Source organism: Caballeronia pedi, from assembly GCF_001544915.2.
Taxonomy (GTDB): domain Bacteria; phylum Pseudomonadota; class Gammaproteobacteria; order Burkholderiales; family Burkholderiaceae; genus Caballeronia; species Caballeronia pedi.
The window spans coordinates 111,167-124,585 of the sequence record NZ_FCOE02000019.1 but is presented as its reverse complement, the minus strand read 5'-3'; the positions used below and the strand labels follow the sequence as shown (position 1 = coordinate 124,585).

The 13,419-nt window shown below is 65.3% G+C and carries 10 protein-coding genes and 1 pseudogene; 4 read left to right on the top strand and 7 right to left on the bottom strand.

From position 1 onward, the window contains the following. Nucleotides 1-86: 86 nt before the first annotated feature. The 6 genes from AWB80_RS25485 to AWB80_RS25460 are packed head-to-tail and all read right to left on the bottom strand — an operon-like array spanning nucleotide 87 to nucleotide 6,090. The gene (locus tag AWB80_RS25485) at nucleotides 87-908 is read right to left on the bottom strand and encodes an SDR family NAD(P)-dependent oxidoreductase (protein ID WP_061177425.1); all 822 of its coding nucleotides are present in this window, start codon (nucleotides 906-908) and stop codon (nucleotides 87-89) included. A 21-nt stretch (nucleotides 909-929) separates the two neighbouring features. Beyond that, a complete protein-coding gene (locus AWB80_RS25480) occupies nucleotides 930-1,346 on the bottom strand; it encodes a MaoC family dehydratase (RefSeq protein WP_061177424.1) in 417 nt (138 codons plus the stop codon). Nucleotides 1,347-1,361: 15 nt separating this feature from the next. Then, entirely contained in the window at nucleotides 1,362-1,799 is a 438-nt protein-coding gene (locus AWB80_RS25475) for a MaoC family dehydratase N-terminal domain-containing protein (RefSeq protein WP_061177423.1), read from the bottom strand. Then, the gene (locus AWB80_RS25470) at nucleotides 1,799-2,986 is read right to left on the bottom strand and encodes a lipid-transfer protein (protein ID WP_061177422.1); all 1,188 of its coding nucleotides are present in this window, start codon (nucleotides 2,984-2,986) and stop codon (nucleotides 1,799-1,801) included. The genes AWB80_RS25475 and AWB80_RS25470 overlap by 1 nt, the downstream gene beginning before the upstream one ends. 35 nt (nucleotides 2,987-3,021) lie before the next feature. After that, nucleotides 3,022-4,161: an acyl-CoA dehydrogenase family protein gene (locus AWB80_RS25465; RefSeq protein ID WP_061177421.1), complete on the bottom strand. Its 1,140-nt coding sequence runs from the start codon at nucleotides 4,159-4,161 to the stop codon at nucleotides 3,022-3,024. 24 nt (nucleotides 4,162-4,185) lie between these two features. Beyond that, nucleotides 4,186-6,090 carry a feruloyl-CoA synthase gene (locus AWB80_RS25460; protein ID WP_061177420.1) on the bottom strand — a complete coding sequence of 635 codons (1,905 nt, stop codon included), beginning with the start codon at nucleotides 6,088-6,090 and terminating at the stop codon, nucleotides 4,186-4,188. Nucleotides 6,091-6,317: 227 nt separating this feature from the next. Between AWB80_RS25460 and AWB80_RS25450 the strand changes: the two genes are divergently transcribed. Next, nucleotides 6,318-7,511, top strand: coding sequence for an acyl-CoA dehydrogenase family protein (locus tag AWB80_RS25450; protein ID WP_061177418.1), 1,194 nt, complete (start codon nucleotides 6,318-6,320; stop codon nucleotides 7,509-7,511). Nucleotides 7,512-7,528: 17 nt separating this feature from the next. Then, on the top strand, nucleotides 7,529-8,749 hold the full coding sequence (locus tag AWB80_RS25445) for an acyl-CoA dehydrogenase family protein (RefSeq protein ID WP_087131595.1): 1,221 nt from the start codon (nucleotides 7,529-7,531) through the stop codon (nucleotides 8,747-8,749). Here AWB80_RS25445 and AWB80_RS25440 read toward each other — a convergent pair. Beyond that, nucleotides 8,671-11,478 carry a winged helix-turn-helix domain-containing protein gene (locus AWB80_RS25440; RefSeq protein ID WP_061177417.1) on the bottom strand — a complete coding sequence of 936 codons (2,808 nt, stop codon included), beginning with the start codon at nucleotides 11,476-11,478 and terminating at the stop codon, nucleotides 8,671-8,673. The two genes, AWB80_RS25445 and AWB80_RS25440, sit on opposite strands and share 79 nt — an antisense overlap. 325 nt (nucleotides 11,479-11,803) lie before the next feature. On the opposite strand from AWB80_RS25440, the pseudogene AWB80_RS25435 reads away from it, so the two are divergent. Further along, nucleotides 11,804-12,919, top strand: a pseudogene (locus AWB80_RS25435) (porin). A gap of 106 nt (nucleotides 12,920-13,025) precedes the next feature. Further along, nucleotides 13,026-13,385 (top strand): BON domain-containing protein, encoded by a 360-nt coding sequence (locus AWB80_RS25430; protein WP_244206718.1) that lies wholly within the window; start codon nucleotides 13,026-13,028, stop codon nucleotides 13,383-13,385. Nucleotides 13,386-13,419: the final 34 nt, after the last annotated feature.

Sequence of the window (13,419 nt, the reverse complement as noted above, 5' to 3'; positions counted from 1 at the left end):
TTCCCGCGAACAAAAACAAAAAAGCACGTTCGGCCAACCTCCGAACGCGCCAAAGTGAAGCAACCCATTCTCTCGGTCAAGCAGTCCTACTGCAAGTTCCCCGCCACCGCGACCGTCTGCCCGGTGATGTAGTTCGACTCCGGCGAGCAGAAGAGATAGACGCCGCCCGCCGCCTCTTCCGGCGTGCCGCCGCGTCCGAGCGGATTGCGCTGCGCGTGCGATTTCAACATGTCGGCATTCAGGCCGACGCGAATGTCCCGGCCATCGATCTTCACCGACGCCGCGGCCTCGGTGCTCACCGTCATGCGCGTATGAATCAGGCCAAATGCGACGCAATTCACGTTGACGTTGAAGCGCCCCCACTCGCGCGCCAGCGCGCGCGTCATGCCGATCACGCCCGCCTTTGCGGACGAATAGTTCATTTGACCGGCGTTCCCGTTCAGCGCCGACGTGGACGAAATATTGACGATTTTCCGATAATTCTCCCGGCCCGCTTCCTTATCGGTGGCGTGTAGCGCTTTGATATGCGGATAAGCCGCACGCAGGATGCGGAACGGTGCGGTGAGATGACAGTCGATGATCGCGTACCACTGCTCATCGGTCATTTTTTGCACGACGTCATCCCACGTATAACCCGCGTTATTGACGATGATGTCGATGCCCTTGAACGAATTCATCGCGGTACCGATGAATCGGTCCGCGAAATCTGGCGCCGACACATTGCCGACACACGCCTCCGCGTCAGTGCCTTGCTTGCGTAGCAGCTCCACGGTTTCCTGCGCGGCCTCGGTATCGAGATCGTTGATGACGAGCCGCGCGCCTTCACTCGCGAGCTTGAGCGCGATCGCCTGACCGATGCCGCGCCCCGAGCCGGTTACCAATGCCACTTTGCCTTCGAGCTTTCCCATGATGTCTTCCCGATGAATGATTCAGAGCGCGACGACCGCGTCGCCGAGCACGCGCGCGTCGCCATATTGATTGACGGTCTGGATTTCGAGCCGCACGCGGCGTTCGCCTTCGGCTTCGAATTTTTCGGTGACCTTGCCCGTGCACGTCACCACATGCCCGAGTTGCGTGATGCCGACGAAGCGCACGCCGAACCCGCGCAACTGGCGCTGGTCGACCCACGAGGTCAGCAGCCGCCCGAGCCACGCCATCGACAACATGCCGTGTGCGAACACGTCCGGCACCCCGGCGCGACGCGCATAGTCGGTATCGATATGAATGGCGTTGTGATCGCCCGACGCACCCGCAAAAAGCGCGAGCGTCGTGCGGTTCACCGCGGGAAGCGTGAGCGGCGGCAAGGTGTCGCCGACGCGGATCGAATCGAAACTGATGTTGCTCATTCGCCTGTTCCCCGCTTATCGCTGAACGATGACGCTGCGCAGATCGGCAACGTGCTCGCCGCGCTGGTTCGTCACGCGTGTTTCGCGCACGATGAACCACAGCGCGCCGTTCTTCTTGTCGTAGATATCCGCGATGCGGCTTTCGTAGCGCAGCAGATCGCCGGCATACGCCACGCGGTGATACTCGAACGACTGCTCGCCGTGCAGAATGCGCGACGAGACGATGCCGAGTTCGTCGCGCCATGCCGTCGACGACTGTTCGAATTCGAGCGAGAACAGAAACGTGGGCGGCAGCGGCAGCGTGGGATGACCTGCGTCGTGCGCGGCGGCTTCGTCGAAATAGACCGGGTTCGTTTCGCCGATCGCTTTCGCGAAGAAGCGCAAACGCCACGCGTCGGCCGTCGCCGAGAATACCGGCAGGCGCATGCCGATATGTTTCTTCTCGATCGTCATCACGCGTTCCGCTTGTAGATGGTGACGACGCCCGCGCCGCCTAGCCCGAGGTTGTGTTGCAGGGCGAGCTTCGCGCCCTGAACCTGACGATCGCCCGCCGTGCCGCGCAACTGATGCGTCAGCTCGAAGCATTGCGCGAGTCCCGTCGCGCCGAGCGGATGGCCCTTCGACAGCAGACCGCCCGACGGATTGGTCACCCATTTGCCGCCGTAGGTGTTGTCGCCATCCATGACGAGGCGCTCGCCTTCGCCTTCCTTGCACAGGCCGAGTCCTTCGTAGGTCAGCAGTTCGTTCTGCGCGAAGCAGTCATGCAGTTCGACCACATCGATGTCCTCGGGGCCGACGCCCGCCTGCTCGTAGGCCTGCTGCGCCGCGTTGCGCGTGATATCGAAGCCGACGACGCGGATCATGTCGCCCGCGTCGTACGTGCTCGGCAGATCGGTGGCGAGCGACTGGCCCGCGATCATCACGTCGCTGCGCAAGCCGTGTTTGCGCGCGAACGCGTCGGACACGACAATGGCCGCCGCGCCGCCGCATGTGGGCGGACACGCCATCAGACGCGTCAGCACGCCTTCCCACAACACCGGCGCATTCATCACGTCTTCGGTCGACACCACGTTGCGGAACACCGCGAGCGGATTGCGCGCCGCGTGCTGGCTCGCCTTCGCCCGAATCCGCGCGAACGTCTCCAGCTTCGTGCCGTACTTGCGCATATGCGTGAGGCCCGCGCCCGCGAACTGGCGGATCGCGGTGGGAATCTCGGTGTGGCCGACGAGCTTGTTGGTCAGGTCGAGCGCGCGTTCGAGCGCGGGCGCGCGGTCATTCCATTTCGACGACAACGCGCCCGGCTGCATGTACTCGAAGCCCACGGCGAGCGCGCAATCGACCGCGCCGGACTCGACGGCCTGGCGCGCGAGAAAGAGCGCGGAGGAACCCGTCGCGCAATTGTTGTTGACGTTGATGACGGGCACGCCCGTCATGCCGACGCGATAGATCGCTTTCTGTCCGCACGTCGAGTCGCCATAGACATAGCCGGCATAGGCCTGCTGGATGGCCTTGAAGTCGAGGCCGGCATCGGCGAGCGCGTCGCGGATCGCGATTTCGCCCATCACGTCGTACGTTTCGCTCGCGCCCGGCTTCTTGAACGGGATCATGCCGACACCTGCGACATACACCTTGCGACTCATGTGCTTCTCCTTCAGTGAGTGAGGATTCGATGGATTCACAGCTTGCGCGAGATGAGGTCGCGCATGACTTCGCTCGCGCCGCCGTAGATGCGCGACACGCGGGCATCGACGAACGCGCGGGCGACCGGATACTCGAGCATGTAGCCGTAGCCGCCATGCAGTTGCACCATCTCGTCGAGCGCTTTGCCGAGGGTTTCGGTGGCGAACAGTTTCGCGATGGCCGATTCCTCGAGCGTCAGACGGCGGCGCATGTGCACGTCGAGGTAGTGATCGACCATCAGCCGCACGGCGATGGCTTGCGCCTTGATGTCGGCGAGCTTGAACTTGGTGTTCTGGAAGTCCCACACGGTCTGATTGAACGCGCGGCGATCCTTCACGTAGTTCAGCGTGTGTTCGAGACACGTTTCGAGTCGCGCAGCCGCGCCGACCGCGATGTTCAGGCGCTCCTGCGGCAATTCGGCCATCAGATACGCGAAGCCCTTGCCTTCCTCGCCGAGACGGTTCTCGACCGGCACGCGGACGTCGTCGAAGAAGAGTTCGGCGGTGTCCTGCGCGTGCATGCCGATCTTGTCGAGCTTGCGGCCGCGCCGGAAACCCTCGCGCGTCGTCTCGACGACGATCAGGCTCACGCCCTTCGCACCCGCGCCCGGGTCCGTCGTGCAGACGACCACGACGAGATCCGCATTCAGCCCGTTCGTGATGAAGGTCTTGCTGCCGTTGATGACATAGTGATCGCCGTCGCGGCGCGCGCTGGTGCGCACCGCTTTGAGATCGCTGCCGGTGCCGGGCTCGGTCATCGCGATGGCGAGAATCTGCTCGCCTTTGCAGATGCCGGGCAGCCAGCGTTGCTTCTGCTCCTCGTTGCCGATACGCGCGATATACGGCGCGACGATATCCGAATGCACCGCGAAGCCTGGCCCGCTCACGCCCGCACGCGTCATTTCCTCGTTGACGACGACCACATGACCGAAATCGCCGCCGCCGCCGCCGTATTCGCCCGGAATCGAGACGCACAGGAGACCTTGCTTGCCCGCCTTCAGCCAGGTTTCGCGATCCACGCGTCCGGCCTTGTCCCATTCCGCCTGATGCGGAACGCATTCGCGCTCGAAGAAGCGTCGAGCAGTAGTACGAAGCATTTCGTGATCGTCCCGAAAGACGGTGCGTTCGATGTGCATGTCAAGTTCCCGGAAGGTTGAGTCTTATCTGTTCGCGTGCCGCGACGAAGCGCCGCTATGCGCGATGTTCGAAGCAGGATCGGTCTGATACAGCGCGTCGATCAGATGCGCGCGGCGTGCGCGCGTGATCGCCTGATTGACGTAGCCTTTGTCGGCGATTTCGTTGGCGTCGAGCGAGGGCGGCTCCGCCATCAGCATCAGCCGCTCGATGACGAGCGTCGCGCCGCCCGCTTTCTGCTGCGAAAGACGCCGGCTCAGTTCGGCGACGACGAGCGGATGCGCGGCGAGCGCGCCAACATCGAGCGACGCGAGTTCGGGCGCGATGCGCTCGCACGCGGCGACGTTCGGCCATGCGAGCGCGGTGAGATAGTCGCGGTCGTGCCCGCAGATCACCGCATCGGACAATAAGGGTGCGCAGCAGTCGATGAGCGCGAGCCGCAACGCGCCGGTACGCACCCATGAGCCGTTCGCGAGCTTGAAGTCTTCCACCGTGCGGCCCGCGAAGATCATGCCCTGGGCCGGATCGGCGGGATCGGCCAGACGCACGGCGTCGCCGAAGCGGAAGTAGCCTTCGTCGTCGAACGCGGCCGCGGTAAGGTCCGGCTGTCCGATATACCCGCCGAACACGTTCGGGCCACGCATGCGGATTTCATAGCGGCCATCGCCGCCTTCGAGCGGCACGAGCTTCACTTCCGAGCCGAGCGCGGGCGTGCCGATGTTGCCGGGCGTGTCCGTCGGCCAACTGCAATACGTGCCCATGCCGGACGTTTCCGTCGATGCGAGACCGGTGCAGAACGTGATCCGCTCGCCGATGGTTTTCTCCGCGACGTTTTGGATGCGTTTCCATACTTCGACCGGCATGCTCGCGCCGCCGTAGCCGAAGAAGCTCGCCTTTGCGAAGAGGCTTTCGGCCAGTTGCGGATCGCGTTCGAGTTCGGTGGCGAGCACGGTCCATGCGGACGGCACGCTCGTGAAGATGGTCGGCGATACTTCGCGCAGATTGCGCACGGTGCGCTCGATCATGCCGGGCACGGGACGGCCATCGTCGATGTAATGCGTCGCGCCGAACTGGATCGCGCGGCCGAGATGCAGCACGCCGCCGAGGCCGTGATGCCACGGCAGCCAGTCGAGAAACACGGGCTGTGCGTCGAGCAGCCACGCGAAGCCGTCCGAATAATAAGCGGCGACCGCGCCCAGGTTGCCGTATGTGAGGCGAACGGCTTTCGGCAGGCCCGTGGAGCCGGAGGTGAAGAGCACGCGGGCGGTGTCGTCGGCATCGATGGCGGCATGGGCGCGCTCGATTGCGCGCCGGCTCGTTTCGTCGAGCGGGCTGCTCGTGAGCGCGTCCCACGTGTACTGGCCTTTCGTCGCGTCATCGACCGAGATGACCGGCACGGCCTTCAGATTTAACGCCGCGAGCGCCCGTGCATACGGCGCGACCGACTGCACGAAGACCGCGCCGGGCGGGACCATGTCGCAGATGGCCTTGAGGCGCGCGAAGTCCTTGCTCATCAGCGCATAGGTGGGCGATACCGGCGCGGCCGGAATGCCCGCGTATTCAGCGGCGAGCAGCAGCACGGCCTGCTCGATGGAATTCCCCGACAACAGCATGAGCGGGCGCTGCGCGTTCAGTCCCATGTCCAGCAGCGCGGCCGCCACGGCTCGCACTTGCCGCCAGAGCTCGCGCCAGGTCAGCGAGCGCCACGCGCCGTTCTTGTCGCGCTCGCAGAACGCGGCGGTATTGCCGCGCTGCACCGCCCAGCCCGGAATGAAGTCCGCGAACGAGCGCTGTTCGATGCGCGGCAGCGCGCGGGCGCTACGGAGAATCAGCGTGCCATCCGCGCGATGCTCGACGAGCGTCTGCCGCTCGGGAAACCGCACAGAACGATAAGACGGTGCCACCTTGCCGCTTGCTTCGAGCGTGCTCATTACATCTGTCTCCCGAGCATGGATGCTTTCTTGCCGGATGCGGCCACGAAGCCGCGCGCCGCCGTCCGGCTGTTGATTTGTCGATTCCGCCGTGCGGCGGCTCGTTTGCCCTTGATGAAGGATAGGGGAGGCGCACTCGCGGGTGACCACCCGAGGTGGGTGGCGGTCCGGCGCGCCGTGCCGCGTATCGTGGGTCTGTCTGGATGCGCGCTCTACGAGGATGTTCAATGGACCTGAATTATTCGCAAGAGGATCTCGCGTTTCGCGATTCCGTCCGCGCGTTTCTGCGTGATGGCCTGCCCCGCGATCTGCGCGACAAGGTGCTGAATCATCGCCCTCTCGAACGCGACGACGTGGTGCGCTGGCAGCGCATCCTGCATGCGCAGGGCTGGGGCGCGCCCGGCTGGCCGGAGAAGTTCGGCGGCACGGGCTGGACGGCGCTGCAACGGCTCCTGTTCGATATCGAATGCGGCCTCGCGGGCGCGCCGCGCCAGCTTCCGTTCGGCCTCAACATGATCGGCCCGGTACTGATGAAATTCGGCAGCGCCGCGCAGCAGGCGCGCCATCTGCCGCGCATTCTGTCGGCGCAGGACTGGTGGTGTCAGGGCTATTCCGAACCCGGCGCCGGCTCGGATCTCGCCTCGCTCAAGACGCGTGCGGTGCGCGCGGGAGACCATTACATCGTGACCGGGCAGAAGACCTGGACCACGTATGCGCAGCACGCGGACTGGATGTTCTGCCTCGCGCGCACCGATCCCGAAGCGAAGCAGCAGAACGGCATTTCGCTGTTGCTCATCGAGATGACATCGCCCGGTATCACGGTGCGCCCGATCGACACCCTCGAAGGCGCCGCCGACGTCAACGAGGTCTGGCTCGACGACGTCAAAGTACCCGCCGCGCATCTCGTCGGCGAGGAGAACCAGGGCTGGACTTACGCGAAGTATCTGCTCGGGCACGAGCGCACGGGCATCGCGGGTATCGGACATTGCCGGCGGGAATTGCGCTATGTGAAGGCGCTGGCGCAGCGCGAGCGCCGCAACGGCGCACCGCTCGCGGACGATGTGCGTATCCGCGAGAAAATCGCGCGCATCGAAGCCGAGGTCATGGCGCTGGAAATGCTGCTGATGCGCGTGGCGTCGGAGGCGAGTCAGCGCGGCGCGGGCGTGGAGTCGTCGATTCTCAAGATTCGCGGCTCGGAGTTGCAGCAGGCGTTGTCGGCGTTGCAGGTCGACATCGCCGGGCCGAACGCGCTGCCGTTCTCGCCCGGCTGGCTCGCAGACGGCTTCGACGGCTGGACGCCCGAGCCGGGCTATGGCGCGAACATCGGCAGCTTCTATCTGGACATGCGCAAGCCGACCATTTACGGCGGCACGAACGAAGTGCAGAAGGAAATCATCGCGAAAGCGGTTCTCGACCTCTAGAACGGGCAGACGTAAAGATGGACTTTTCATACAGCGACGAGCAGCGTCAACTCGCGGACAGCCTGAGACGCTTCACCGAGGAACGCTACCCGATCGACGCGCGCCGCAATGCGGTGCGCCATCCTGACGGCTTCAGCCGCGATGCGTGGCGCACCTATGCGGAATTCGGCGTGCTCGGACTGACGATCGCCTCCGACTACGGCGGTTTCGACGGCACCGCAACCGACATCTTCGCCGTGCAGTTCGAAGCCGGACGCGCGCTGCTTCCCGAGCCGCTGATTCCCTGCGCGGTGATGGCGGCCGGTCTGATTCAACGTTTCGGAACGGATGCGCAGCGGCAAGCATGGTTGCCCGCGATGGCCGAGGGCCGCGAGATCGTGACGCTCGCGTATCAGGAACCGGAGAACCGCTACGACTATGCACGTCCGTCGACCATGGCGCGCGCGCAGGATGACGGCTTCGTCCTCGATGGCTGCAAGGCGCACGTGTGGCACGGCGGGGCTGCGGATTCGCTGATCGTATCGGCGTGGAATGCGTCCATTCAGGCCGTGTCGCTGTTCATCGTGCCGGCATCGGCGGCGGGCGTGACAGTGCGCGCTTATCCGACGCTCGATGGCGAGCGCGCCGCCGAAGTCACGCTGGAAGCGGTGCGCGTGCCGCAACGGGCGATGCTCGGCGACGGCGCGCGCGGGCAAGCGATGCTCGAAGCGGCGCTGGAGCTGGGCATCGCGGCATCGTGCGCAGCCAGCGCGGGCGCAATGGAACGTCTGATCGAGATGACTTCCGAGTATCTGTGCACGCGCAAGCAGTTCGGGCAGGCGCTCGGACGCTTTCAGGCGCTGCGCCATCGCGTGGCGGACATGCTCGTACAGAAGGAACTCGCGCTGTCGATGGCGCATCTGGCCGCATCCGCCATCGAGGAAACGGACGCGACCGAGCGGCGCCGCATGATCTCGTCGGCGAAGCTGATCGTGAGCCGCGCGGCGCGGTTCATCGGCGAGCAGGCCGTGCAGTTGCACGGCGGCATGGGCGTGACGGCGGAGCTGGCTGTCGGCGACTACTTCAAATATCTGACGGCGGCGTCGCTGCGCCTCGGCGATGCCGATTTTCACGCCGATGTGCTCGCGAATCTGCCACTCGATTCGAACGTTCGAGGGGATCACGCGCCATCGCCCAGCGCGAGATCCCGCGAACGCGCAACGGCTTCATCACGGCTCGATACGCCTAGCTTGCTGTAGATGTTCTTCAGGTGCCATTTGACCGTCTCGGGCGAAATACCCATCGTCCGGGCGATCTTCTTGTTCGGCAGCGCTTGCGCCAGCAGGCTCAGTACTTTCGTCTCGCGCGCGCTCAGAATGTCGTGCGCTTTCGCGTCGCCGGAACGTGCTTTCGGTTTCGTCGATGCGGACTGTGCCGCGGCGGCGCGGACGTGCGCATCGCGCAGGCGGTCCGCGTAGAACTGCAGCACGGCGTCTTGCGATGCGTCGTTGCTCACGCGAACGATCAGATCCGGCACGGCGGGATCGGCGTCGAGCAGCGTGCGCACGAGACCGAGACGATGCCCGAGGCGCATCGCCGACAACATCAGCTTGCGCGCCGAACTCGCGTCGCCGAGCCCGTGCGCCGCGACGGCCTTCTGCGCTTCGAGGAACGCGAGCCGCCGTTGCCAGCCGCGCTCGCGGCATGAGTCGATCAGCGGCGAGAGCGCATGCGCCGCGGCGTCGTAGTCTTCGTGGGCGAGCCGCCAATCGACGTGCGCCTGCTGCGCGACCACCTGAAATTCCGCCGCTGCCGCCGCCGACATGTGCGACGCGGCGCGCGCCGCCAGCGCGTCGAGCCGCGCCAAATGCGCCTGAGCGGCGTCGAACTGGCCGCGTTGCAGATCGCGCCGGACCCGCAGCGCCAGGCAATGGGCGAGCACGCGGCGCAGATCGTGCCGCACCGCGTAGTCTTCGAGCCGATCGAGACACGCGATCGCGTCGAGCCGATGACCCGCGAGCCAATGCGACGAAGACAGCACCGTCAGCACGCTCATCACCGAGTCCGGAAACGAGACGCGCTCGATTACGTCGAGGCGTTCTTCGAGCAGTATGAGCGCCTGATCCGCCTCGCCCGCTTCATAGAGCGCTTCGCCGAGCAAGGCCGCGGCGAGCGCGGACGCTTCGGCTGCTGCGCTGCCGCGCTGTTCGGCTTCGTACAGCACATCGCGGCACACGCGCTCGGTCTGGAGCAGATCGCCTTGCAGCAGATGGCTGAAGCCCGCGAGCGCGCGCCCGCTCAATACGCCAGCCGACGTACCCATGATCGGCGTGCCGTCGGGCAACGCGGGCGCGCGGTCCGTCTGGACGCGACGCGCTTCGTCGAAATCGCTGCGCCGCGCATGGATCCACGAGAGCAGATTGTTGCGCGCGCCCACGGTGATGCCCTGCGCGTCGTGCGGCAGCGCGCGCAGAAGCGGCAGCAGTTCAGTGGCGGCGTCGAGATCGTCGCGCTGCACTGCGAGCGCCGCGTGCAGCAGCGTCAGGCGATAGCGCGAATGGGCGTCGTCGGGCGCGAGATCGCTGGCCACGCGCTCGATCGAGCTCGCGCAAGCGTCGAACTCGCGCGCGTAGAGATGCAGATGGATCATCCAGAGCCGCAGGCCAACGCGCGCCTGAATCTCCGCTTGCGGCAACAGACGCATCAGCGCGACGACCTTGCGCAAGTCGCCGCGCAACTGGAGACTGCGCGCGATGCGGGCGACCAGATCCGCCGCCGCCGCGGGTTCGCCGGCGAGCATGGCGTGGCGCACGGCTTCATCGGCGTGATCGTGCGCCTGGAACCAGCGCCACGCCGCGCAATGCACCTGCCGCCGCTGCGCCTCGCCGCGCGCGCGGAAACGTTCGAGCAGGGTCTCGCGAAACAGCGGATTCAGCCGATACCACGCGTGGTGCGCATCGTGACCGGCGGGCACGAGAAAGAGATTGTCGCTTTCGAGGCGCGCGAGCAGTTTCAGCACGTCGCCGGAATGGTCCGTGCCGCCGAGCAGCGCGGCGCACAGCGGCGCGCAGAGCCGTTCGCACACGGCCATGCGCACGAGCAGCTCGACTTCGCTCGCCGCGAGCCGCGACAGCACTTCGCGCTCGAAATATTCCGCGAAGGTGTGGGCATCGAGGAGTTGCGTGTCCGCGAGCGTATCGTCGGGCGCGTGCTGCGCCTCGACAGCTTTCCTGCGCCTCGCGCCGACCACCATCAGTTGCAGGCCGGCGACCCAGCCGTCGGTCAGTTCGTGCATCTGGCGGGCCTCGCGCGGTCCGATCTCCGGGCATTGCGACTTGAGAAACGCTCTGGATTCCGCCATCGAAAAGCGCAGATCGCGCAGGTCGAGTTCGAGGAGCAGGCCCGCATCGCGGATGCGCCCGATCGAAAGCGGAATCGCCCCGCGCGACGCGAGCACGACATGCAGATTCGGCGGCGCGTAGTCGAGCAGCCACTGAAGCGACCGATGACAGCGCCGCTCCGTCAGGCGATGCAGATCGTCGAGCACCAGCACCAGATCGCCCTGACGGCTGGCGATGCCGCGCACCAGCGCGATGATCGTGCGCTCGATCGCTTCGTCGTCCATGCCGCGGCCGCCGAGCAGCGCTGCGTCGCGCGACATCGCCGGATCGACTTGCGCGAGGCTCGCGGCGAGCGCGTCGAGAAAGCGGGCGAGGTCGTCGATTTCGTCGGAGAGCGTGAGCCACGCCACCTGAAACGCGAGCGGATAGAGCGCCTCGCGCCACGCGATGAGCGCGGTGGTCTTGCCATAGCCCGCCGGGCCCTGCACGACGATGCAGCGCTTGCGGCGCGCCTCGACGAGTTGCGCGACGAGCCGCTCGCGGCCCAGCACCAGCGTCGACACGCGCGGCGACGCACACGCAATGGGCGGCGCGGCTGAGTCGCCGATGCCATTATTCGGATTGCGAAGGATGATTGTTTCGGTCATCAAACACCTGCGTCATTCATTGTGGGCCTCTACCGATGATTCTAGCGCTCAGGACGCACGCTGCCCGCTAGGGAACATGTGTATCTCGCACTCCTGCGTTTATAGGAACAAAGCACTTGTCTGTGAGCCGAGCGAGTGATAGTCGGTGCAACGAATCAATTAGCGATCGAATGCGGGTATTCCCGCGCCTACTCGCTTCGGGTAGTGATGCGTTCGTCCCCGGCTGCAACACTCCATCGGAATGGGTCGGCGCGGCATCGGTGTGCGTTGCGCGACGCGATCGCGCGCGCCGGGCAGACCAGACACCCACAACGAGGAGACACTCATGCGTTTCATCACGAAGAGCGTTGCCGGCGCGGCGCTCGCGGTTGCGGCCGGCAGCGCGGCGGCGCAATCCAGCGTCACGCTCTACGGCGTCGCCGATGCATTTGTTCAGTGGTTCAACAACGGCGGCACACAGTCCTGGTCGATGCGAAGCGGCGGCAACAGCGGCTCGATGGTCGGCCTGAAAGGCAGCGAGGATCTCGGCGGCGGCCTCAAGGCGGTCTTCACGCTCGAAAACGGCTACAACATCAACAACGGCACGTTCTTCGCGGATTCCTCCGCGATGTTCTATCGCCAGGCGTGGGTCGGCCTGACGCACGAGAAGTACGGTTCGCTGTCGCTCGGCAGGCAATATCAGCCGACGTTCTGGTCGCTCTACCCGACCGATCCGTTCCGCGCGAACGAAGTGCTCTCGCCGCTCGCGGCGTCGTCGACGACCTTCGACCGCAACACAATGGCCACGCAGACCGGCGGCGGCCGTTCGAGCAACGCGATCGTCTACAAGTCGCCCAATCTCAGCGGCTTTCAGTTGTGGGGCATGTATGCGCTCGCCGCTTCCGTCACGCAGCCGTATCCGCAGACGACCGGCAACATGCTGGACGTCGCCGGAACGTACTCGGGTTATGGCCTGTATGTGGGCCTGTCCTACCAGTTCCAGCATCCGGGCTCGAAGAACATTCCGGGCTTGCCCGCCGCGGTTAATACCGTCTCGGTCGAGCATTACACCGGCGCGCTCGCTTACCGCATCGGCATCGTGAATCTGCAATTCAATTACACGTATCACAAGCCGGAAGACCCGGCGGCCGGTTCGGTCGCCGCGCGCCTGAATGCGGCGCATCCGTTCAGCGTCGCGGAACTCGGGGCGACGATCCAGGCGACGCCCGTCGACGCCATCGAAATCGCAGGCTTCCAGCGGCTCGTGCGTGGCGTGCACGACAACACGTGGGGCATCTAGGTGGGCGCGGATCACAACATCTCGAAGCGCACGTCCTTCTATGCGCGCGCGGGCTACATGAAGAACAACGGACTCGCGACGACGACCTGGCCCGGCCTTACGGCGATCGGGCCGGGCGAGAAGCAGACGCTCGTGGGCGTCGGCGTGTCGCATCGTTTCTGATTCACCTCCGGCGCGCTTCGTCCGGGCTTGCGGGCGCGGCGAAGTGCGCATGTCGGGTTTCATCGCTTCGGACATCGTTACAACGATCATGGCAACCAACAACACTATGAAATTCATTCGAACTGGCAAGCTGATGGTCGCGCTCGCCGCGCTCAGCGCTTCTTTGTACGTTCACGCGCAGGAGACGGCTTCGACGCCTGTCGCATCGGCGGCGACGTCCGCTGCGAGCGCGGGCAAGACATCAGCCAAAGCAGCCGATCGCGCGTTGCGCCGGCGCATTCTCACCGCGCTCGCCAAGGCGAAAGGGATGCGCGCGAACGGCGTCACGGTGCGCGCGACCAATGGCGACGTGATCCTGGAAGGCTGGGTGCCCGAAGAGGCGCAGATCGAACAGGCGACGCGCGTCACGCAAGGCGTGCAAGGCGTGAAGTCAGTGCGCAATACGCTGACGCTTTCGACGTTCTGACGACGTTCTGATCCAACCGCTTTCTTTGTCGCCC